At 33.4% G+C, this 23,681-nt stretch carries 20 protein-coding genes; 10 read left to right on the top strand and 10 right to left on the bottom strand.

The window, feature by feature from the left end; translation table 11 throughout:
• Positions 1–87: 87 nt before the first annotated feature.
• From AC1Q5Z_RS07965 to AC1Q5Z_RS07955, 3 genes are all read left to right on the top strand, one after another.
• Positions 88–1,065, top strand: coding sequence for a succinylglutamate desuccinylase/aspartoacylase family protein (locus AC1Q5Z_RS07965; RefSeq protein WP_343585053.1), 978 nt, complete (start codon positions 88–90; stop codon positions 1,063–1,065).
• On the top strand, positions 1,052–1,621 hold the full coding sequence (locus AC1Q5Z_RS07960; RefSeq protein ID WP_343585055.1) for a 5-formyltetrahydrofolate cyclo-ligase: 570 nt from the start codon (positions 1,052–1,054) through the stop codon (positions 1,619–1,621). Before AC1Q5Z_RS07965 ends, AC1Q5Z_RS07960 begins: the two co-directional genes overlap by 14 nt.
• 331 nt (positions 1,622–1,952) lie before the next feature.
• Complete coding sequence (locus AC1Q5Z_RS07955) at positions 1,953–3,500, top strand: vWA domain-containing protein (RefSeq protein WP_278020197.1); 1,548 nt, start codon at positions 1,953–1,955, stop codon at positions 3,498–3,500.
• Between the two features lie 79 nt (positions 3,501–3,579).
• Here AC1Q5Z_RS07955 and AC1Q5Z_RS07950 read toward each other — a convergent pair whose 3' ends face one another.
• From AC1Q5Z_RS07950 to AC1Q5Z_RS07915, 8 genes are all read right to left on the bottom strand, one after another.
• Positions 3,580–4,326, bottom strand: a complete 747-nt coding sequence (locus AC1Q5Z_RS07950) for a tetratricopeptide repeat protein (protein ID WP_278020198.1) — start codon at positions 4,324–4,326, stop codon at positions 3,580–3,582.
• A 10-nt stretch (positions 4,327–4,336) separates the two neighbouring features.
• Positions 4,337–6,082: a BatD family protein gene (locus tag AC1Q5Z_RS07945; protein WP_492444247.1), complete on the bottom strand. Its 1,746-nt coding sequence runs from the start codon at positions 6,080–6,082 to the stop codon at positions 4,337–4,339.
• 99 nt (positions 6,083–6,181) lie between these two features.
• On the bottom strand, positions 6,182–6,946 hold the full coding sequence (locus AC1Q5Z_RS07940) for a tetratricopeptide repeat protein (RefSeq protein WP_492444245.1): 765 nt from the start codon (positions 6,944–6,946) through the stop codon (positions 6,182–6,184).
• Between the two features lie 152 nt (positions 6,947–7,098).
• A complete protein-coding gene (locus tag AC1Q5Z_RS07935) occupies positions 7,099–8,133 on the bottom strand; it encodes a vWA domain-containing protein (protein ID WP_343585060.1) in 1,035 nt (344 codons plus the stop codon).
• A gap of 127 nt (positions 8,134–8,260) precedes the next feature.
• The gene (locus AC1Q5Z_RS07930) at positions 8,261–9,262 is read right to left on the bottom strand and encodes a vWA domain-containing protein (protein WP_198855324.1); all 1,002 of its coding nucleotides are present in this window, start codon (positions 9,260–9,262) and stop codon (positions 8,261–8,263) included.
• Positions 9,262–10,896, bottom strand: coding sequence for a hypothetical protein (locus tag AC1Q5Z_RS07925; protein ID WP_286965732.1), 1,635 nt, complete (start codon positions 10,894–10,896; stop codon positions 9,262–9,264). The genes AC1Q5Z_RS07930 and AC1Q5Z_RS07925 overlap by 1 nt, the downstream gene beginning before the upstream one ends.
• Before the next feature lie 63 nt (positions 10,897–10,959).
• Positions 10,960–11,823 (bottom strand): DUF58 domain-containing protein, encoded by an 864-nt coding sequence (locus tag AC1Q5Z_RS07920; protein WP_198855326.1) that lies wholly within the window; start codon positions 11,821–11,823, stop codon positions 10,960–10,962.
• A gap of 79 nt (positions 11,824–11,902) precedes the next feature.
• Positions 11,903–12,907, bottom strand: coding sequence for an AAA family ATPase (locus tag AC1Q5Z_RS07915; protein WP_095928410.1), 1,005 nt, complete (start codon positions 12,905–12,907; stop codon positions 11,903–11,905).
• A 212-nt stretch (positions 12,908–13,119) separates the two neighbouring features.
• Between AC1Q5Z_RS07915 and AC1Q5Z_RS07910 the strand changes: the two genes are divergently transcribed.
• The 4 genes from AC1Q5Z_RS07910 to AC1Q5Z_RS07895 all read left to right on the top strand — a co-directional run bounded on the left by AC1Q5Z_RS07910 (position 13,120) and on the right by AC1Q5Z_RS07895 (position 16,619).
• Positions 13,120–13,995 (top strand): aldo/keto reductase, encoded by an 876-nt coding sequence (locus AC1Q5Z_RS07910; RefSeq protein ID WP_492444244.1) that lies wholly within the window; start codon positions 13,120–13,122, stop codon positions 13,993–13,995.
• An 18-nt stretch (positions 13,996–14,013) separates the two neighbouring features.
• A complete protein-coding gene (locus AC1Q5Z_RS07905; RefSeq protein WP_492444243.1) occupies positions 14,014–14,520 on the top strand; it encodes a GNAT family N-acetyltransferase in 507 nt (168 codons plus the stop codon).
• An 89-nt stretch (positions 14,521–14,609) separates the two neighbouring features.
• A complete protein-coding gene (locus tag AC1Q5Z_RS07900) occupies positions 14,610–15,365 on the top strand; it encodes an SDR family NAD(P)-dependent oxidoreductase (protein WP_343585069.1) in 756 nt (251 codons plus the stop codon).
• A 108-nt stretch (positions 15,366–15,473) separates the two neighbouring features.
• Positions 15,474–16,619: an ATP-binding protein gene (locus AC1Q5Z_RS07895; RefSeq protein WP_198855330.1), complete on the top strand. Its 1,146-nt coding sequence runs from the start codon at positions 15,474–15,476 to the stop codon at positions 16,617–16,619.
• 87 nt (positions 16,620–16,706) lie between these two features.
• Here the strand turns inward: AC1Q5Z_RS07895 and AC1Q5Z_RS07890 are convergent, their stop codons facing one another.
• Positions 16,707–17,450, bottom strand: coding sequence for a DUF3298 and DUF4163 domain-containing protein (locus AC1Q5Z_RS07890; RefSeq protein ID WP_343585072.1), 744 nt, complete (start codon positions 17,448–17,450; stop codon positions 16,707–16,709).
• Positions 17,451–17,554: 104 nt separating this feature from the next.
• Between AC1Q5Z_RS07890 and AC1Q5Z_RS07885 the strand changes: the two genes are divergently transcribed.
• Complete coding sequence (locus AC1Q5Z_RS07885; protein ID WP_198855332.1) at positions 17,555–18,697, top strand: cystathionine gamma-synthase; 1,143 nt, start codon at positions 17,555–17,557, stop codon at positions 18,695–18,697.
• Positions 18,698–18,782: 85 nt separating this feature from the next.
• Here the strand turns inward: AC1Q5Z_RS07885 and AC1Q5Z_RS07880 are convergent, their stop codons facing one another.
• Positions 18,783–19,574 (bottom strand): THC0290_0291 family protein, encoded by a 792-nt coding sequence (locus tag AC1Q5Z_RS07880; RefSeq protein ID WP_343585075.1) that lies wholly within the window; start codon positions 19,572–19,574, stop codon positions 18,783–18,785.
• A gap of 325 nt (positions 19,575–19,899) precedes the next feature.
• On the opposite strand from AC1Q5Z_RS07880, the gene gdhA reads away from it, so the two are divergent.
• Positions 19,900–21,243: an NADP-specific glutamate dehydrogenase gene (gene gdhA / locus AC1Q5Z_RS07875; RefSeq protein WP_198855334.1), complete on the top strand. Its 1,344-nt coding sequence runs from the start codon at positions 19,900–19,902 to the stop codon at positions 21,241–21,243.
• A 125-nt stretch (positions 21,244–21,368) separates the two neighbouring features.
• A complete protein-coding gene (gene porZ / locus AC1Q5Z_RS07870) occupies positions 21,369–23,651 on the top strand; it encodes a type IX secretion system anionic LPS delivery protein PorZ (protein ID WP_492445126.1) in 2,283 nt (760 codons plus the stop codon).
• Positions 23,652–23,681 lie beyond the last annotated feature (30 nt).

Here is a 23,681-nt window from a genome sequence, read left to right as displayed (position 1 = left end):
GATTTCTAAAAGAAGCTTAACATTGAATTAGTTTCAAATTTACGAAATCAAAAGAATAATTTCTATATTTAGATTTTATAATTCTACATGAAAAATAGTACTCCATTGGTTATTTTTGGCGAATCGATTTTGCCGGGAGAACACAGAACCATAAACGTCGAAATTGCCCGACTGCATACTACAACCAAGTTGAATATTCCTGTTATTGTGCGCCGTTCTAAGCATGAAGGTCCTGTTGTTTTATTTTCTGCAGGAATTCATGGGGATGAAATTAACGGTGTAGAAATTGTTCGTCAGATTATCAGCAAGAAAATAAACAGACCTGCACGAGGCACAATAATTTGCATACCCGTTATCAATATGTATGGTTTTGTGAACAAATCTCGAGAATTTCCAGATGGTCGCGATTTGAATCGTGTTTTTCCAGGAAGTAAAAAAGGTTCTCTGGCAAGTAGATTTGCTTATCATATTGTCGAAGAAATTTTGCCAATTTTAGATTATGCTGTCGATTTTCATGCAGGTGGCGCGAGCCGATTCAATGCTCCACAAATTAGAATTACCGAAAACAATCCTGAATTGAAAATTCTGGCCGATGTTTTTAATGCTCCTTTTACACTTTATTCTAAAAATATAAATGGTTCTTTTAGAAAAACTTCTGAAAGTGCCAATGTAAAAATGCTTCTTTTTGAGGGAGGAAAATCTTTAGATATCAATAACGAAATCGCAAATCAAGGTGTGTTAGGAACAAAGCGTTTGCTTGATTATTTAGGAATGCTAGATTCTAAACAAATTGTTGAGCGAGCATTAACACCATCAATTTATATTAAACAGTCGGTTTGGCTTCGTGCAAAATGTTCGGGTTTGCTGCACGATTTTAATCTGGTTGGAAAATTTGTAACCAAAGGCACTATCTTAGCCATTATTACAGATCCGTTTGGGAAATTTGAACAAAAAGTCAAAGCTCCTCATGATGGTTATGTAATTAATGCCAATCATTCGCCAATTGCTTACGAAGGCGATGCTATTTATCATTTATCTAAAATTCCAGACAATGCCGACGAGTAAAAAAGAACTTCGAATAGAATATAAAAATTTTAGAAAAACACTTTCTTTTGATGAAGTAGAAGAGAAGAGTTTGGCGATTGCAAACCAATTGATTCAAATGCCAATTTGGGATAAAATTTATTATCATGTTTTTCTCCCAATTGAAGAACAAAAAGAAGTCAATACCGAATACGTTTTACATTTGCTTTCTGGCAAAGACAAAGAAATTTTAGTTTCTAAAAGTGATTTCGAAACCAGAAAAATGATGCATTTTCTATTGACTGATAATACCAAAATCAAAAAGAACGAATACAATATTCCAGAACCAGTTGACGGAATTGAAGTGCCTTCTTCTAAAGTTGAAGTAGTTTTTGTGCCGCTTTTGGCTTTTGATGTCTTTGGAAATCGAATTGGTTACGGAAAAGGTTTCTACGATAAATTCCTTGCCGAATGTAAACCAGAGACCTTAAAAATCGGACTTTCTTTCTTTGAAGCCGTAAATCAGATTGAAGATGTTTTTGAATCTGATATCAAATTGGATTATTGCGTTACGCCAGAGAAAATTTATACATTTTAATTTACATCGTATATTCTATAGAGAAGCACCGCAGTGCGTCTAACACATTGAATATAAATTTTGCCACAGATTAAATGATTTCAAAAGATTAATCTATTTTAATCCTTTAATCTGTGGCAAAAAATTTCCGCATTCACAAAAAATATTTCACATTAAATCCCTTTAAAAATCAGGGTTTCTGATTTTATTTTCAAGTAAGAAAAATAATTGTAATTTTTTTGGCACGATTTTGCATACTCGAAAATTGCAAATAATCGTCTCTAGTACATCCGGAATGCTAGTCCTTATTTGAAGCCAATAACCTATTTATTAATTTTAAAAAATTTACTTTATGAGAAATTTTAATTTCTTTATGATGGCATTCCTTGTACTTACTATTTTCAGCTGTAAGAAAGCATATGCACCAGACGCGAGTTATGAAACAGCCGACATGGCTGTTGCAGTTACCGACGAAGTTCCAGAAGAAAATTATACAGATCCAAACACAGAAAGTTACGCAGGATTAGAAGAAAATCCGTTTGAATCTCCACTAAAAACTCCACTTTCTACTTTTTCTATCGATGTTGATAATGCATCATACACTAATATTCGCCGATTTATAAATGAAGGACAAAAAGTTCCTAAAGACGCTGTTCGTGTTGAGGAGATGATCAATTTCTTTAAATACAAATATCCGCAACCAGAAGGGCAACATCCATTTTCTATAAACACAGAATACAGCGATTGTCCTTGGAATAAAAACAGCAGACTATTAAAGATTGGTTTGCAGGGGAAAAATATTCCAATGGCAAATTTGCCAGCTTCTAATCTAGTTTTTTTAGTTGATGTTTCGGGTTCGATGGACGAGCAGAATAAATTGCCTTTGCTAAAAGAATCGATGAAGATTTTGGTAAAAGAACTTAGAAGTATCGATAAAGTTTCGATTGTGGTTTATGCAGGATCTGCTGGAGTGGTTTTAGAACCAACATCTGGAGATAATAAAGACGAAATTATAGATGCTTTTGACGATTTACATGCAGGCGGAAGCACAGCAGGAGGAGAAGGAATTGAATTAGCCTATAAGCTAGCACAGCAAAATTTTATTAAAGAAGGCAATAATAGGGTAGTGATAGCTACTGATGGTGATTTTAACGTTGGCGCATCATCAGATGATGATATGTTGAAATTGATTGAGCAAAAAAGAGAATCTGGTGTTTTCTTAACTGTTCTTGGTTTTGGAATGGGAAATTATAAAGATTCTAAAATGGAAATTTTAGCTGATAAAGGAAACGGAAATTATGCTTACATTGATAATATTCAAGAGGCAAATCGTTTTCTTGGAAAAGAATTTAAAGGATCAATGTTTGCTATCGCTAAAGATGTAAAAATCCAAATCGAATTTAATCCAAGCCATGTTCAAGCTTATCGATTGATTGGTTATGAAAATCGAAAATTAAATGCTGAAGATTTTAAAAATGATAAAATAGATGCAGGTGAATTAGGCAGCGGGCATTCAGTTACTGCTCTTTATGAGATTGTTCCGACTGGAGTAGAAAGCAATTACGTTCCTTCAGATTTAAAATACACTAAAACAGAGAAAGTAACTGGAAATCATAGTGATGAGTTAGCAACTGTAAAATTTAGATATAAAAAACCTGATGGCAATAATAGTATTGAAATAGTAAATGTGATTGCAGATAGAAAAACAGACATAGAAAATAGCTCTCCAGATTTTAAATTTGCAACTGCTGTTTCTTGGTTCGGATTAAAACTGCGTGATTCAAAATATATTGCAAACAGTTCAAGTTCGGATATCAAAAGATTAGCAAAATCTGGTTTGTCAAATGACGAAGAAGGGTACAGATCTGAATTTGTGCGATTGATCGATGCAGTGAATTAATCATTAAATTCTAAAACATAAAAATCCCAAATTCCAGCAAGATTGGAATTTGGGATTTTTACAATTAATATTTTTAAACTTATTTTACTTCTTTGATAGTCGAAGAATCGATCCAACCTTGGGTTCCATCTGTCAATTCGATTTTTTTCCAGCCAGCAATACTTTCCAGTACGTAAACTTTTGCTCCTTCATGCAATAAAATAATTCCATTTGAAGATTTTTTTGGTTCATGTCTCACTTGGCTTAATTCAGAAAAAACAATGGCAACACGGTCATTTTCAAAATGATTTTTTTCAGACATTCCAGCAGAAATACTTAAAGCGAAAGCAATTAAAACAATAAACATTCCGACAAAATAAATTCTTTTTGCAAGCGTAGCGTTTGAGAAATAATAACCTATAAAACTCAATAAGAACGCAAAACCAAGTGCAACAGAAATTTTAGCCCAAGTATTATAATCAAAAATAGAAGTAAAGTTCTGAATTAGTTTTGCAAAACCTACTTTTGGAACTTCCTTAATTTCGTCAATCGTTAGTTTCTTAGCAAACTTTAAATTGTTTAAAGTCTCTGGATCATTAGGTTTAAGAACCAAAGCTTTTTCATAATTGTAAATCGAAGGTGCAACTTGATTTAGTTTGTAATAACAATTTCCTAAATTAAAATATAATTCGGCAGAATGTAATTTGTCTTCCGTTACAATGTTCTCATAAACCTGTGCGGCTTCTTTGTATTGTCCTTTTTGGTACAATGCATTGGCCGATGCAAAGCGCCCTTGCGCAAAGAAAACCTGCGAGATTAATAAAAAGATATATAGTATGTTTTTCATCTTATTTTGTTTAAACAATCTGTTTTTCTAATTCAGAAATAATCATAACAGCTTTATCATAATCTTGCTGAATTGAAGTGCTCGACGCCGGTGCATAACGAGCAAATTCACAGTTTTCAGTCAGAGTAATAAAATTCTGAACCGTTTCGGCATTTGCATTTCTAGACAGCAGTAATTCTCTGATATTGTCTTTACTCATTTCTGAAGTTTCAATGTGCAGTTTTGCTTTCAAGAAATTATGCATAGCTTTTTCTAGTGCGATATAGAAAGGCTCTTTGTTATTAAGATGTTTTTTAGCTTGCGATAAATATTTCTTCGCTAGCTTATTGTTCATTCTAATTCTATTTCCAGTAACATCATTATCCATAGCTTCTTTTTTCTTTCTAGCCAAAATGATAATCGGAATAATGATAAACGGTGCAAACAACAATCCTAAATACAAACTTGAATCGTAAAAATCATGTTTAATAATAGGAATTAGTGTTGTTTTAGATTTAATATTCTTGAATTGATCTGTTGTTGCCACAGTATTTTTAGAAGCCGATCCTGTATTTGCTTCTGCTGGCGTTGGTCCGTCCAGAACATCAATCATAATTTCTTTCGAAGTAATGGTTTTATAGGTGCCAGTACTTAAATCGAAATACGAAAATTGCATTGGTTTTATAGCATATTTTCCTCGGTATTGCGGTACAATAGTATATTTGTCTGTGACTCTTCCAGACATGCCACTTAGAGATGTAGTTACTTGTTCGTCGTGAACAGGATCGTACATTTCTAATGCATTTGGAACAACTGGTTTTGGAAGTGTAAATAACTTCATATTTCCAGTTCCCTGCGCACTTACGATTAAGTCAAGACCTTCACCGTTTTTAAGTGTTGTTTTTGAAGGCGTAACAGTAAAATTCAATCTTCCGACAGCACCAGTAAAACCTTCTGGTTTTGTGCTTTCAGGAAGTGGTCTTACATTAATTGTTTTTGCTCCAGCAGAAACCACTTTATTGTCTTCCGTAATAATCATTTGACCAAACATATCGCGACGATTTGTTGGTAATTGCACGCCAATATCTAGTGAAAGAGGTTCAATTGTAAGTTTTCCTGATTTTTGTGGATATAAAATGGTCTTTTTCAGAATAACATAATAACATTTTTGGCCTTGAAAATTTCCTTCTTCAATTGCCAATTGTTTGATGTCAATGTTCTGATTCCAGAAATCATTGTATTTAGGTTTTGCCAATTCTTTAAAACCAGTAACACCAATATTATTGAAATACAGCTTGTAAACCGCTGTAATTGGCTCGTTTAAGTAAGGGTTTGTTTTTGAAATTTCAGCAACAAGAGTCAGTAATTCATTTCCAGATCCAGGAGGTCTGTCATTTGGATCTCTTTCTTGAGCCACAGCATTGGTTACCGTAACCTTTATCGGATTCGTTTTGTAAATCTGACCATTAAATTCTATTGCAGCCTGTTTAATTGTGACAATTCCCTTTTTTTCAGGCTGTATGATATAAGAATATATTTTTTGAAAAGAGCTTCGGCCATTTATCCAAGACTGACTAATTTGTTGGCTTGGCCCAGCAACCATTCTAAATCCCTCAAAAGAAGGCTGTTCGAAATTATCTCCGTCAACATTCATGATGAAATCTACACGAAGCCTTTCGTTTATTCCAAGTGTGTTTTTACTGACTCTGGCTTCAAATTGCACCTGAGCCATTAGTCCTTGAAAAGTGAGTAGAAATAGAATTAAATATCTTTTCATTACTTGTTTAATCGTTGTTTATTTTAACTGTTTAATCGTTTAGCCGTTTTTGAATATTTCTTGTAATAAACAATTAACGACTAAACGATTTAAATTATTTTACCAGTCTTTTTCTGTTTTCTTAGGATTAGTTTTTACTTTTTGAGCGTTTACTTTGTCTTGAATTTTCTTTTCTTCATTGTTTACCGCATCTAACAAATTCTGAACACGCTCTTTTGATATTCCTCCAGGTTGTGGTTTTGGCTCTCCTTGATTGTCAGACTTGTCATCTTTCTTTGGATCGTTTTTACCATCTTTTTTGTCTTTATCCTGGTCGCCTTTATCGTCTTTTTTATCCTTGTCTTTGTCTTTATTATTGTCCTTGTTCTTGTCTTTATTTTTATCCTTATCCTTGTCTTTGTCCTTGTTTTTATCTTTATTCTGATCGTTTTTAGGAGGATTCTCTTTTAGCTTTTGTTTGGCGTAAGCATAGTTGTAACGTGTTTCTTCATCTGTTGGATCGTTACGAAGTGCTTGTTTGTAAGCTTCAACTGCTTGAGTATAATCTTTCTCTTTCATGAAAACGTTACCAAGGTTATGATAAGCTTTATGTTTCTCAGTCTTTGTTTTAGCGTTTTTTATTGCTTTCGCGTAAGCATATTTAGCTTCCGAAACCTGATTTTGTCTATAAATAGTATTACCTAAATTATAAGGTGCTGTTGATCGTTTCGGAAATTTAGATTCCGAAATTCTATAGTTTGCCTCAGCATCAATAAATTTATTCTGTTTATATTCTTCATTACCAGTAGGCAACGTTTTGTCTTTTTCTTGAGCAGAAACTGCAAAAGAAACGGTTAGTAAAATATAAAGGAGTAAATTTTTCATTCTAATTTTGTTTTTTTTCGCCACGAATTTGCTTCGCCTGTTCACTATCGTTCGGGTCACAAATTGGCACTAATTTTTTTATTTCTTTTTGAATTTCACAAATTAAATAATTTGGTATCCGTGTAAATTCGGGCAATTAGTGGCTAACTTTTTTATTTCTTTTCATTAAATAAATCCAACTCTTTGATCCAGCTTGTTTTTCTTTCTAATAAGAAAATGTCTAGAAAAAGCAATAAAAATGCAAACCCGATAAACCATTGAAACTGCGATTGAAATTCTGCCATTTGCGTAGCTTCAAATTCTGTTTTTTGGATATTGTTTAAAGCATTTTTCACGTATTCTAAAACTTCTTTTGTGCTTCCGCCATAAACATAGCCACCTTTTGTTGCTTTTGCAATTGTTTTTAAACCTTCTTGATTTAATTTGGTAATTACAGTTTCTCCGTTTTGATCTTTTTGATATCCTCTAACAATACCATTTTCTTTTAACGGAATTGTTCCTCCTTTTTCTGTACCAACACCAATAGTGATGATTTTCATTCCTAATTTATTCGCTTCTTCTGCCGCAGCAGCTGCACCTTCAGAATGATCTTCACCGTCAGAAATCAGGATTAATAGTTTGCTTGTTTTGCTTTTTTCGTCAAAATATGTCGAAGACAGTTTAATTGCTTCGTCCAGAGATGTTCCTTGAGACGAAACCATTCCTGGGCTCATACTCTGCAAAAACATTTTTGCAACGCTATAGTCTGATGTGATTGGCAAAACTGGGAAAGCGCTTCCTGCGTAAGCTACGATTCCGATTCTATCGCTTCCTAAATTATTGATAATCTGAGAAACCAACTGTTTACTTTTATCTAAACGACTAGGAACAACGTCTTCTGCAAGCATACTTTTAGAAACGTCTACAGCAAAAACAATATCGATACCTTCTCGTTTTACGGTCTCCATTTTGGTTCCAATCTTCGGATTTACCAAACCAATAATCAAACAAGTAAGCGCCAAAAGAATCACTACGATTTTTAGAACAGGTTTAAAAACCGATTTCTCAGGGCTCAATCTTTTTACCATTTCCAAATCACCAAATTCGCGTTGCGTTCTTCTTTTCCAATACATATTGAAAAGGAAAATACATACCACAATTGGGATAAGTAATAAGAGATATAAATATTTTTTTTCGTCTAATTCCATAAATGTTTTTAAATTCCAATATTGAAATTCCAAATTCCAAATCCTTTTCTAATTTTTAATCTTTAAATTCCAAATTCCAATTTGTTATTTGGAATTTTATTGTTGGAATTTTTTGATTTTGAAAAAATCAAATAAAGCTTCTATAAACTGTATTTCTTAATCCAACTTCAAGTAATAACATCAAACCTGCAAATAAGACAAAAAACCTGTATTTTTCATCGTAATCGTAGAATTTCAATTCCTGAATTTCTGTTGTTTCCAGTTTATTAATTGAGTTGTATATTTCTGCTAATTTATCGTTGCTTGTAGCTCTAAAATAAGTTCCATCTGTTTTTTTAGCGATGTTTCTCATTAACTTTTCATCGATTTCTACTTTCTGCATTTTGAATAAGAAACCGCCATTTGGAGCATATGCATATGGAGATTCTGCCATTCCGTTAGTTCCAAGACCGATTGTATATACTTTAATTCCGTATTGTTTTGCAATATCAGATGCTGTTTCTGGCTCAATAAAACCAGCATTATTTACACCATCAGTAAGCAAGATGATAACGCGGCTTTTTGCTTTACTGTCTTTCAAACGATTTACAGCAGTTGCTAATCCCATTCCAATTCCAGTTCCATCTTGTAAAGTGGTATCGTATTTAATTCCTTTTATAGCTTCGAGAATAATCGCTTTATCACTTGTAACCGGAGTTTTTGTATAAGCTTCAGAAGCATATAAAACCAATCCGATTCTATCGTTAGGTCTTTCTTCAACGAAATCTGCTGCAACTCGTTTTAAAGCTTCCATACGATTTGGCTTTAAATCTTTTGCTAGCATAGATCCAGAAACGTCAATTGCCATTACGATGTCAATTCCTTTTGTCGTTTTGGTCTGGTTGCTAATATCTACAGTTCTTGGACGCGCCAATGCTATAATTAACGAGCATAAAGCCAAAATTCTGAAAACATATAAAGCAGGTTTGAACTTGGTCCAAAACGATTCGCTCTTCTGGAATCCTGCTGTCGAGCTCATTTTTAAGGTAGCCGACTGCTGGTTGCGTTTCCAGAAAAACCAAATTATTGCAATAGGAATTAATAGAAACAACCAAAGAAATTCTGGATTTAAAAAACTGATATTGCCCATTAGTTGTTTGCTCTTTGAAGTTCAACAGAATTTAATATTCGGGTCGTGATTTCATTTGCATACGTATCGCCCTCTTCGTGTAAGATCATGATTTGCTGTAAACCTTGATCTTGTTTGAAAAGCAGCAATTCATAGTATGCTTTTGTACTCGTTTTAGTTGCAGGATTCAGAACTGTCATCGTTCCGTAACCTTTTATTCCCTGAATACCTTCGTTAGTTTGAAAATCTTCTTGTTTTACAATAATATTTTGTCCGCCTTGAGACTCCATAATTTTTATAGTTCCCTCAAGAGCTTTGCTTAAATCTATTTCGGTTGGCTGTTTAAATTTGGATGTAGAAACTGTTACATAGAAATTGTCAATCATACTTCCGTATGCAAAAAGCTGCATTTCTTTGATAAGTGCCATTGCTTCTTTTGGAAGTACTTTTTGAGTATCCATTCTTTTTAAAACCTTTGGAGTTTCAATAAGAACTGCTGGATTTCCGTAAGCGCTTTTCACCCATTCGCCTTCTAATAATTCTTTAGAAGGATGACCAATTATATTGTCTTTTACGTAATTGAAACCTTTTGTAACCACAAAATAAGTTGTAGTTACAAACAACAATAAGATTACAGCCGCAACAGAGTAACCGATTCTTGCATTTCTTTTTTTGCGAAGCTGCGCCTGAATTTGTTTTTGTCTTTGCGCTTCGTTCAATAACTGATCCTCAATGTCTTCTGGAACTTCAGTTGGAATAGCATTATCAAGGGTTAAAATTACTTTCTGAATTTTATTTCGATCTTCAGTAATTTCAAAATCAAGTGGCTTAGATTTCGCAAATTTCACCAAATCGGCCTGACGTAAAACACGCTCCAGATTCTCAACAGTTTCTGGTGTAAGCGTCATTTTCTTTTTGGTAGATGCTTCTCTAATTGCTGTAATTAACTCAGAAGTTGTACTTTCCATCGCTGGAATATGAATGGCTTCTTCGATATAATTTCTCGCAATATCTGTTAATTCACTATAATATTCTTTTACTTCTCCTTTTTGAACAAGTTCTTTTTTCTCTAAGTTGTTTAATAAACTTGTCGCTTTTTCGATAGGAGTTTTGTAAACTTCTTCCTCGATTTTTTTCAGCTGACGTTTTTTAACATACCAATAAACGAATGCGCCAATTCCTAAAATTGCTAGCACTATTAAAGTATAAATCCACCAATTTCCCATTCCTTCATCAACAGAAGAGATGTCTTTAATATCGTACATCTTTTGCTGTAAAGTATCAACTTTTACAGGGGCTACTTCAACTTTTAGAGAATCTGTATAAAAAGGCTTTTTATCGATTAAAATTTTAATGCTTGGAATTGTATAACGACCAGAATCAAATTGTGTTAAACCATATTTTTTAACCAGTTCGTAAGTGTCATTTTTCTTAACGGTATCAATCGGATAAGACTCAATAACTTCTAGCGGACCAATATTTTTAAGTTTTGGAAATTCAACTTTAGATTTGGAGCTTACAACCGTTTTAAGCGTCAGCTTGAACTCAGCACCAATTTTATTTTTGGTGGTATCAATACTTGTTTCTACTTGTTTCTGCTGCGCAAAAATCATAGTAGAGAAAAGCAATAAAAATATATAAAGTTTAAATTTCATTTGATTAACGATTGAAGATTTTAGATTAACGATTTTTGATGGTTAATCAAAACTGCCAAATTTTTATCGTGATTTAAAATAGCCTAATAATTTAGTAACGTAATTTTCGTCTACTCTGGTATTTACAATTCCTGCTCCAGATTTACGGAAAGTATCTTTAAAGTAATTTAGTTTCTCCTGATAGTGCTTCTCATAATTCATACGAACAGCTTTTGAACTTGTATCAACCAATTGGATTTTTCCAGTTTCGGCATCCAGCATGTGAACCATTCCTAAATTTGGAATTCTTTCTTCACGAATGTCGTACACGCGAACACCTGTGATGTCATGTTTTTTAGAAGCAATTTTTAATGTATGCTCATAAGAATCAGACATAAAATCGGAAATCATAAAAATGATGGCTTTCTTTTTCTGGGTTCCAGATAAAAACTTCAAAGCTTGCGCGATATCTGTTTTCTGGCTTTTTGGTTCAAATTCGATCAATTCACGAATGATACGAAGTACGTGCGAACGTCCTTTTTTGGGCGGAATATATAATTCTACTGTATCAGAAAACAATATTAAACCAATTTTGTCATTATTCTGTGTAGCCGAAAAAGCCATTGTTGCCGCAATTTCGGTTACAATGTCTTTTTTGAATTGATTTTTAGAACCAAAAGATTCAGAACCCGAAATATCAACCATTAAAACCATGGTTAATTCACGTTCTTCTTCAAATACCTTAACATGAGCTTCGTTGTAGCGTGCGGTTACATTCCAATCGATGTTACGAATATCATCTCCGTATTGGTATTGACGCACCTCGCTAAACGTCATTCCTCGTCCTTTAAATGAAGAGTGGTATTCTCCCGAAAAGATATGATTACTCAGTCTTTTGGTCTTGATTTCTATTTTCCGTACTTTTTTTAAAAGCTCTTTTGTATCCATTTTTTGTTTGGTTTATGGTTTAGGGTTGTTGGTTGATGGCGTATAAACCATCAACAAAAAACTATCAACCATCAACTTTTTAAGGTACTTCAATCTCGTTAACGATTTTGTTGATAATGTCTACAGAAGTGATGTTTTCTGCTTCTGCTTCGTAAGTGATTCCAACTCTGTGGCGTAATACATCGTGAACAACAGCACGAACGTCTTCTGGAATTACATAACCACGACGTTTGATGAAAGCATAACATTTTGCTGCATTAGCCAAGTTGATACTTCCACGAGGAGAAGCTCCAAAACTGATAAGCGGTTTTAAATCGGCTAATTTGTATTTTTCTGGGTAACGTGTTGCGAAAATAATATCAAGAATATATTTCTCGATTTTTTCATCCATATAAACTTCACGAACAGCTTCTTGAGCACGTAGAATTTGATCTACAGAAACTACAGGATTTACTTTTTCGTAAGTTCCTTTTAAGTTTTGACGAATTACAAAACGCTCTTCATCAATTTTTGGATAATCAATAACAGTTTTCAACATAAAACGGTCAACTTGCGCTTCAGGAAGTGCATATGTTCCTTCTTGCTCAACTGGGTTTTGTGTTGCTAATACTAAAAATGGACGGTCTAATTTAAATGTAGTATCACCAATAGTAACTTGTTTCTCCTGCATCGCCTCTAATAAAGCTGATTGAACCTTTGCTGGAGCACGGTTAATCTCATCGGCAAGTACGAAATTGGCGAAAATTGGTCCTTTTTTAATTGAGAACTCGTTTGCTTTAATATTGTAAATCATGGTTCCGATAACATCGGCAGGCAATAAATCTGGCGTAAACTGGATACGGCTGAAAGATCCTTGAACCGCTTGAGAAAGCGTGTTGATGGCTAAAGTTTTTGCCAGACCTGGAACTCCTTCCAATAAAATATGCCCTTGTCCAAGTAATCCGATCAATAGACGCTCGACCATATGTTTCTGACCCACAATAACTTTGTTCATTTCCATTGTAAGAAGGTCTATAAAAGCACTTTCTCGCTCAATTTTTTCATTTATCGCTCTAATGTCTAAAGTCGTTGTATTTTCTTCCATATAAATATTTTTAAAACCTTGATTTTTACGCCTAATTTTTGAGAGTGCAAATTGAATATTTTTTGAGAAGTAAGATGTTAAAGAATGGTTAAAACTTCGACCAAAGACCTAATTTTAAGGACTAATTGTGAATCTATTTTTATATTTTTAAGAACTTTGATGATTATGCTTTATGAAAGCATAATTATTACCAAAAATAACGCATAACTATTATGAGCAAAACAGTCTTATCGCCTATAATTTCGGGCACTATGAATTGGGGAGTTTGGGATAAAAACCTTACAACTAGCGAAATGGAAAACATGATACAAGTGAGTATCGAAAACAAAATTACGACTTTTGATCACGCGGATATTTACGGTTCGTATACGACCGAAGCCGATTTTGGAAAAGCTTTTCATGCAAGTAAAATTGATCGCGAAAAATTACAATTAATTACAAAGTGCGGCATTCAGATGATTGCTGAAAAACGCCCAGAAAACAAAATCAAACATTATGATTATTCTAAAGACTATATTATTAAGTCTGTAGAAAAATCTCTAAAAAATTTAAAAACAGATTATGTAGATGTTTTTCTGCTTCACAGGCCAAGTCCATTAATGCAGGCTGACGAAATTGCCGAAGCTGTTGAGAAATTAAAAGGAGAAGGAAAAATTATTGATTTTGGACTTTCTAATTTTACTAGTTCTCAAACAGAATTAATTCGTCAGAAAACAGAAGTGAGTTATAATCAGGTACAATTTTCGGCAACACATTACGAGCCAATGTTGGACGGAAGTTTAGATTATATGCAAGCTAACGGAATTCGCCCTTTATCATGGAACCCGCTTGGAACTGTTTTTAGAGAAGATACCAAACAGACTCGCCGTTTGAAAAAACTGTTCTCTACTTTATTAGAAAAATATCACTTAGGTGCAGATACACTTTTATTGGCATGGATTTTAAAACATCCTGCAAAAGTAATTCCGATTGCAGGTACCGTAAATATTGCTAGAATTCAGGCTTTATCAAAAGCAGTTGAACTGGAAATGGATACAGAAGATTGGTTTGCAATCTGGACAGAAAGTATGGGCGACGATGTGCCTTAATTTGGACTGTTCTGAAAAATGATACGCTTAGAAAATTTTGAGAAAAAAGATTATTCTGAATTGATCGATTCTGTCAAGAATGCAAAAGCTTTAATGCAATTTGGCGGACCAGAGTTTACTTTTCCTTTAACAGCAAGCCAAATAGATAAAACACTTTTTGATGAAAATAGAGTTGCTTTTAGAGTTGCAAATATTTCGAATGGCAGCACTATTGGACATTGTGAAATTTATTTTTACGACGGTTTTGCAAAATTAGGTCGAATCTTGATTATGGATGAAAATCAAAGAGGAAAAGGAATTGGCGAGCAAATGGTGACTTTATTGCTGCAATATATTTCTGAAAACAGAAAAGAAAAAAATATTGAATTGAATGTTTTTGATTTTAATGTCGGAGCTCAAAAATGTTATGAAAAAGTTGGGTTTACTTTAAATCCTGATAAAAAATATTTCAGAGAAGTAGATGGAGAAACTTGGACAGCGCTCAATATGGTGTTGAATTTGGAGGAATGGAAAAATAAGAATTAAAATATTTTACCACAGATTAAAAGACTTTTACAGATTTCAAAAGAATCATTTTAATCCTTTAATCTGTGGCAAAAAATAAAAAAAATGAAATGAAAAAAACAGTTTTAATTACTGGTGCTACAAGCGGAATTGGAAAAGCAACCGCTCAGATTTTAGCGAAAAACAATTATAAAGTGATCCTTTGCGGAAGACGTAAAGATCGTTTGGAAGAACTTCAAAAAGAACTTTCAGCTTTTACAGAAGTTCATTCTTTATCATTTGATGTCCGAAACAAAGAAGAAGTTTTAGAAAAAATAGGTGCTTTACCAAATGATTTTTCTACAATCGACGTTTTAATTAATAACGCTGGAAATGCCCACGGTTTGGATCCGATTCAGAACGGAAATTTAGACGATTGGGATGCCATGATTGATATTAATGTAAAAGGTCTTTTGTATGTTTCAAAAGCTATAATTCCACAGATGGTTGAGAGACAATCTGGACATATCATTAATATAGGCTCAACGGCGGCAAAAGAAGTGTATCCGAACGGAAATGTATACTGCGGTTCTAAACATGCTGTTGATGCGATTACTGCAGGAATGCGAATTGACTTGAATCCGTTTGGAATTCGAGTTGGAGGCATTCATCCAGGAATGGTAGCAACAGAATTTAGCGAAGTTCGTTTTAAAGGAGATGTTGAGAGAGCAGCAAATGTTTATAAAGGATTTGATCCGCTGCAGGCAGAAGATATCGCCGATATTATTCACTTTGTGGTTTCAAGACCTTATCATGTAAATATTGCCGATTTGGTTGTTATGAGTACTGCACAGGCCTCTTCGACGATTGTTAAAAAGAATATTTAAATAAAATCGAATATAGAGACGCACTGTAGTGCGTCTTTTTTTTAATTTTAAGTTTTAATAAATTAAATTACTGCGAATTAGTGCAATTCGTGGCTAAATAAAATCGACATGATTAATAAACGCCTTTTAATTAAAAATCTCCTCGCTCATAATGACGAAAGCAGTTTTTATGATAAAAAAAGGCAGTTGAATCTCCATTCTCGTGAAGGGAAGGGAAAGTTTCTAAAACACATTTGTGCTTTATCCAATTCTAACCCAAACAATAATTCTTATATCGTAGTTGGAGTAGAAGATCAAGATAACGAAATTGTCGGCGACGATTTCTTTGATGATAGTAGAATTCAGAATCTAGTCAATGCTTTTTTAGAAAACCCTCCAAAAATTCAATATGAAAACGTCCCTTTTCCTAATCTTCCAAAAGATAAAGTAATTGGTCTCGTTACAATAAAGCCTAAAAGTAAAATCTCTTACTTTAAAAAAGGAATTCATACCATTCTTGCCAATAGTGTTTTTATAAGACGCGGTAGTAATTCGATTCCTCTGGAAGAACACGAGGAAATTGAAAAAAACAATCAGAATACAGAAACGGTTATTGGAATCGAAAATAGTTCTCGAAATAGTATTCAATATACTTTAGACGGTGTTATCGATTTTATGAATTTCAGGCATAAAGATATGTCTCCGAAATATCGTGTTTTTAAAGAATTGTTTGTGATTTGTTGGGCTGGAGTTCCAAAAAAATTACGTGATAAAACATATTTGTCTCGTGTAGATATCGAATTGATAAACGAACAAATTAAACTTTTTTATTCGGCACAAGATGTTGTTACAATCGAATATAACGACGATACTTTTACCATTACAGAATATGTTCCGCTAGGATTAAATGACAAAACAAGTTATTATCCATTAGAAGAGCAAACCATTTATTTTTTTGATAACGGTTATTATAAAATCGACCGTCAGATGCTTTTTCAGCCGCCAGAATTCAATAGAAAAATGCTATATCATATTTATAATTCGAATATGGCTCTTTTAGGTAAACTCCAAAAAGAAATCACTTTATCGGATCGTGAAATGAAGGATTTAGAAAATCTGCCTTCTACCTTTATGATTTGTCATTTGAATGGTTTTGAGGATGCCAGACAAAAATTAATAGATGCGAAATTGCTTTTAAAGCCTTATAAAAATGTATATTCTTCCTTTAAAGAAGCCTTGAGGGTTTTGCGTAAAATGAAGTATGATGTTCAGTGAAAAAAGATTCTAAGTTGCTAAGGTTCTAAGATTCTGAGGTTTTCTATAGAGACGCACTGCGGTGCATTTAATAGATGCTGAAATTATTTAGTGAAAATTCAAATATTTTTTTACTTCTTCATACGGGAATAAAAGCTCTTTTGGGCCATCTGCATATGATGCAGCTTCATATGAATTGTAATATAAAAGTAAACCCGCAGAAGTATAGAAGATGTTTTGAGGAAGTTGAAATTTGTCATTTTCAAACATTAATCCTGTAGCATTAATATTGGCTTTTTCTGGAATTTTATATTTTGATCTGAAAGTTTTTTCAGCGAAAGCTTTAAACTCTTTTTCGTTTTTAAATAGCTGATTGTTAAAAATCGTTTTTCCTGTTTTTTTATCGAATAATAAAGAGCGATAACCTTGATAGCCATGAGCGCCGCCTGTGAAGGTATAATGGTCAATTTTAAGATTTAAGATTTGCTCTGACTGAAATTCTACATTTCCAATTATTCTTGCTTCCCAGCCAAAGGTGTCATTTGGGAATTTTTGATGCATTTCTTCGTATGAAATAATGAACGATTTTGCTAATGATTTATAATCATCAACTTTTACCGAATCTTCTTCAAAAAATGCAATCTCTTTAATTACTGCAAATACTTTTTTATTAATGCTGTCTGATGTTACTTTAACATTTTTAGCAATTGGAACTTCTATCGTAATTCTTGGGCAATCTTTTTTGCAGGGAATAGTAGATTTTTCTTCAAACGTTTCATTGTCAAATGAAAGCTCTTTTTTGCAACTTGTAAAAATCAAACACAAAAAGATTATAAATATGTAATTTTTCATATCAAAAAGTGTTAATTATCTACAAAGGTAAGAACTTGTGTCGCGATAAAATAAATTAAGCGGTAAATTTGTAAAAGAATTATGGAATTAAAATTTATAACTATATGAAATTCAATACAAAAGTTATTCACGGAGGACAGCATCATGATCCAAGTACAGGAGCTGTTATGCCGCCAGTGTATCAAACTTCAACATTTGTTCAAACAAGTCCAGGGAAACCTTTGGCAGATTACGAATATAGTAGAGCTTCAAACCCGACGCGTACGGCTTTAGAAGACGCTTTGGCTAGTATTGAAAACGGAACTCGCGGATTAGCATTTTCATCTGGTCTTGCTGCGACAGACTGCGTTTTAAGATCTTTTAAAGCGGGAGACGAAATCATTGCAATGGATGATTTGTATGGAGGAACGTACAGAATGTTTTCTCGTGTTTATAAAGATTCGGGTATTAAATTTCATTTTGTAGATATGACGAATATCGAAAAACTGAAAAGTTTAATTAACGAAAACACGAAGTTAATCTGGGTAGAAACGCCAACCAATCCGTTAATGAAATTGGCGGACATTCAAGAAATAGCAAAAATCACTCAAGAGAAAAAAATTCTTCTTGCGGTAGATAATACTTTTGCAACGCCTTATTTACAAAAACCTTTAGATTTAGGAGCAGATATTGTAATGCATTCTGCGACAAAATATTTAGGAGGACACTCTGATGTTATTGCTGGAGCATTAATTGTAAAAGATGAAGCGCTTGGAGAACAGTTACATTTTCAGCAATTTGCTACTGGAGCTACACTTGGGCCGATGGATAGTTTTTTGGTTTTAAGAGGAATCAAAACTTTAGCTCTAAGAGTGCAGAGACATTGTGAAAATGGAGAAAAGGTAGTTGGATACTTGAGTAATCACCCAAAGATTAAAACAGTTTATTATCCAGGTTTGAAGAATCATCCGTTTCACGAAATTGCTAAGAAACAAATGAAAGCTTTTGGCGGAATGGTTTCTTTTGATTTTAAATCAGGAAAGAAAGAAGATTCGATTGCATTTTTAGAAAAACTGAAAGTCTTTACTTTAGCAGAGTCTCTTGGTGGAGTAGAATCATTGGCTAATCACCCAGCTTTAATGACACACGCATCTATTCCTGCAGATAAAAGAGCAGAAGTTGGTATTACTGATGATTTAGTTCGATTGAGTGTTGGTATTGAAGATGCAGAAGATTTAATCGCAGATTTAGAACAAGCTTTAGCTTAATAAGTATATCTAAAAATAAAAATCCCAAATTCCAATTTTAATTATTTTGGAATTTGGGATTTTTTATGTTGTAAATTTTCTTGATTTAGAACTCTAAATAATAAATATATCCAAAGTTAAACCAAACCTGCCAGTCGTTAGATTTGTTTTCTTTATAAATATCTTTATTTGGGTTTAATCCGTCAATCCAATCTGAATTATACATAGAGAAACGAGTCTCAAACATTAAATCGCTCATTTCAGATAATTTGTAATGAACACCAACAGCAGCTGTTGCAGATAAAACTACCCCAGTTTCTGTAGAGAATCCATGTGCACGCCCATCAGATGGAGTTAAGTATTTTCCTGGAGTAACAGTTGGTAAGGTGATGTCTCCTAAATGAGATCCAACTTTTGCTGAATAATAGCTAACCTGAAATCCTAAACTTCCATACGGACTAAGGCTACCAATTGTGTTTTCGTAATCGTGGATTTTCATAAAAGGAGAAAATTCTAACTGAGCACCTAAACCTAATATGCTAGAACTTGCGTGCATATTTTTTAATTGCTGTGCAATTATTCCGTTAGGTTTTCTTTCAACCCATTCTCCATAATGTTTTAAAGTAGTTCTGCTGAAAGATAGATCAGTTCTTACTTTAAAATGCTCTGTAAAAAAACTTTCTCTATTGTTGTTGCTAGAAAAGTTAAGAAAGTGCATAATTCCAACACCAAAACCAGTGTTTCCTACATTGGTGTCGAAGTTGTGTCTTTCTCCAAAATCAGACTGTAATGTAACTGGTCCGGCGTAAATTCCGATCTCTTGAGCTAGTCCTTGTGCTGATACAGCAGTTGATATGCCAAACAAGGCAAGTAATGTGATAAATAGGGGTTTAGACATTTTTTAGGGCTTACAAATCACGGCAAATATATAAAAAACATAATCGATTCAAAATATTAAATCGCTCTATTGAAAAATAACTAGCAAAATACTTAATTTACTAACTTTTAAAGAGTGATTTGCATGTAAACACCTACATGTAAAATGTGTTTTTTTGTAATGTTTGAAAAAAACACAAATCGATTCAAAAAAGTGAAAAATATAACATCGAATCATTATTTGATATATCTTTGTCTGTTAAAACGAAAACGTTTTCTTAAACATGATTTCTTATTTTTATAAGAGTAAAGATTAAACTTAATTATCTGAAAAATTTATTTCAAAGATGGAACAAAAAATAAATGAATTTATGGCTCTAATTGAGTCAAAAAATCCAAACGAGCCAGAATTTCTTCAAGCTGTTAGAGAATTTGCTGAAACTGTAATTCCTTTTATATCAGAACGTAAAAAATACGATGGGAAGAATATACTTCTAAGAATCGCTGAACCAGAGAGATCGATTATATTTAGAGTTCCGTGGGTAGACGATAAAGGAGAAATTATTGTAAACAGAGGTTTTAGAATTCAGATGAACTCTGCAATTGGACCTTATAAAGGAGGGATTAGATTTCACCATACAGTAAATTTATCAGTTTTAAAATTCCTTGCTTTCGAACAAGTTTTCAAAAACAGTTTGACAACTCTTCCAATGGGCGGAGGTAAAGGTGGTTCTGATTTTGACCCAGAAGGAAAATCAGATGGCGAAATTATGCGTTTCTGCCAATCGTTTATGACAGAATTATGCCGTCATATTGGTCCAGATCTTGACGTTCCAGCTGGAGATATTGGTGTAGGAGCAAGAGAAATTGGATATTTGTTTGGTCAATACAAAAGAATTAGAAATGAATTTACAGGAGTTTTAACTGGAAAAGGTTTGGCTTACGGTGGTTCATTGATTAGACCAGAAGCTACAGGATATGGAGTAGTTTACTTTACAGATCAAATGCTTCGTACAATTGGTCATGAAATTAAAGGTAAAAGAGTTGCTATTTCTGGATTCGGAAATGTGGCTTGGGGAGTTGCTTTAAAAGTAAATGAATTAGGAGGTAAAGTAGTTACTATTTCTGGACCTGATGGTTATATTTATGATGAAGAAGGTATTTCTGGAGAAAAAATCGACCATATGGTTGAAATGAGAGCTACTGGAGATAATAGAGCAGAAAGATATTTGGAGAAATATCCAAATGCTATTTTCCATAAAGGAAAAAGCCCTTGGGAAGTAAAAGTAGATATCGCTATTCCTTGCGCTACTCAAAACGAGTTAAATGGAGATGATGCTAAGAAGTTAATTGATAATGGCGTTTTATGTGTTACAGAAGCTGCAAATATGCCTTCTACATTAGATGCTATTAAACTTTTCTTAGACAATAAAGTATTATTCGCACCAGGAAAAGCTGCAAATGCTGGAGGTGTTGCTGCTTCTGGATTAGAAATGACTCAAAACTCAATACGTTTAAACTGGACTAGTGAAGAAGTAGACTTGAGATTGAAAGAAATCATGATCGGAATTCATAACCAATGTAAAAAATACGGTGCAGAAGAAGACGGATATGTTAATTACGTAAAAGGAGCTAATATTGCCGGATTTGTAAAAGTTGCCGATGCTATGCTTGCTCAAGGTGTAGTTTAAGATTTAATTACAATAATTAGAAATGCCCTCGTTATCTTCATAAGATATCGGGGGTATTTTATTTGTGCTAAAAATTAAATAAAATTCCGTTTGTAGTATATTTGTCTATTCGAATACATTATATGATGAAAAAAGTTTTTTTCTGCGGTTTGTTTTTACTTCTAATTCAGTTTTGCATGGCGCAGGGCAAATTGTCTTGGCAAGGTTATTTTTCATTTAATGAAGTAAAGGATATCTCAGAATCAACTACGGGTGTAATAGCGGCTTCAGAAAATGCATTGTTTTCAAGAAACGTAACAACAAATATCCTTAAATCGATTACTACAGTTGACGGACTTTCAGGTCAGACAATTTCTGCAGTTTACTACAGCGAAGCATTCAAAAAAACAATAGTTGGCTATGAAAATGGATTAATGATTTTAATTAATGATGCTGACGGAAGTATGTTGAAAGTCGTTGATATTATTAATAAACAACTGCCGGCAAATACTAAAAAAATCAATCATTTTATGGAGAATAATGGATTGATATATGTTTCTTGCGATTTTGGAATTGTTCAATTCAATCTTAAAACTTCACAATTCGGAGACACTTATTTTATTGGTGATAATGGAGCAGAAATAAGTGTAAAACAAACGGCAATGTTTAACGGATTTATTTTTGCGGCCACTTCTAGCGGTATTAGAAAAGCTGATAGTGCAAACGCTAATCTTGTAGATTTTAGCCAATGGTCAATTGTAAATGGAGGAGATTGGTCTAGTGTTGAAGCTTTAGATACAGAGCTTATTGCAATAAATAATTCTGGATATATTCATCGATTCAATTCAAATGTATTTGTGGGCTTTTTGCAATTACCTCAAGCGGCTATTGATGCAAGAGTAAAAAATCATAATTTATTTGTTACAACCGCCAATACTGTTTATGTCTATAATAATCAAATGGTATTGAATAGGCAAATTACAAATGCTCAGGTTTTAGATAATAGTTTGAATTTTAGTTGCGCAACCACAGTTGGGGATCAGATTTTTATCGGGACAAAAGAAAAAGGTTTGTTTGTTTCTTCTTTAAATAACGTCACAGTTTTCGAAAATAGTACTCCCAGTGGACCAGTACGCAATAATATTTTTTCTATAGATGCGGGTTCAAATGTTTTGTGGGCAGTATATGGAGATTACGATGCTGTGTACAACCCTTATCCTTTGGATAGTTACGGAATTAGTCGCTTTAATGCTTCGGGATGGTTAAATGTTCCATATTCTGATGTTTTTGACGCAAAATCAATAACCAGAATTTATATCAATCCGAATAACGAAAAGCAAGTTTATGCCGGTTCTTTTTTTTCTGGATTGTTGAAGATTGAAAATGATGTTCCAACTCTTTTGTATAATGAAAAAAACAGTGGTTTGGAGTCAATTACAACAGAAGGTCCAAATTATATAGATGTTCGAATTAATGCAACTGCTTTTGATAAATCTGGAAATCTTTGGGTGACCAATAGTAGAATCAATAACGGATTGAAAGTTTTAAAAACAAATGGGCAATGGGGCAGCTATTCGATGGCTGCAATATCAGAAGATGTGGGAGAAGAGAATTATTCGAGTATAGTAATAGATCGCAATAATGTAAAGTGGATCGGGACTTATAAAACTGGAGTTGTCGGATTTAATGAAAGCACTAATACCTTTAAAAAAATGACTTTTGGTGCTGATGCTGGTAATTTGCCAATTGCAGATGTAAGGGCGATAGCTTTAGATACAAAAAATCAACTTTGGATTGGAACGACAAAGGGTTTGAGAGTTTTGTCTAACGTCTCGAGTTTTCAATCTGAAAGTCAGCTAAAAGCCAATCCGATTATTATTACAGAAGATAATTTGGCTCAAGAATTATTATACGAGCAGTTTGTAACTTCTATTGCAGTTGATGGGGCAAATAACAAATGGATCGGAACTGCAGATTCGGGAGTATTTATGGTTTCGCCAAATGGACAGGAAACAAAATATCATTTTACGATAAACAATTCGCCATTGCCAAGTAATTATGTAAATGATATTAAGATAAATGGTAGAACAGGAGAAGTTTTTATTGCAACCAGTAAAGGATTGGTTTCGTTTGGCGGAATTTCAACAGATGCCAATGAAGATTTAAGTAATGTTTATGTTTATCCAAATCCAGTTCGTCCTACTTACACAGGAACCGTTAAAGTTGCAGGATTAATTGATAAGGCAAATGTCAAAATTACTGACATTGAGGGGAATTTAGTTTACGAAGTAACATCTTCGGGCGGAACAATCGAATGGGACACAACTGCTTTCGGAAGATATAAAGTAGCATCTGGAGTTTACATGGTTTTTATTTCTGCTCAAGACGGAGGCGAAACTAAAGTTAAAAAAGTGATGATTATTAGATAATATTCAGCCGCAGTTATAGTTTTCAGTGAG

The organism is Flavobacterium sp. GW823-FHT06G12 (assembly GCF_058794775.1).
The sequence above is the reverse complement of the archived record's forward strand: the minus strand, read 5'-3'. Positions and strand labels throughout refer to the sequence as shown.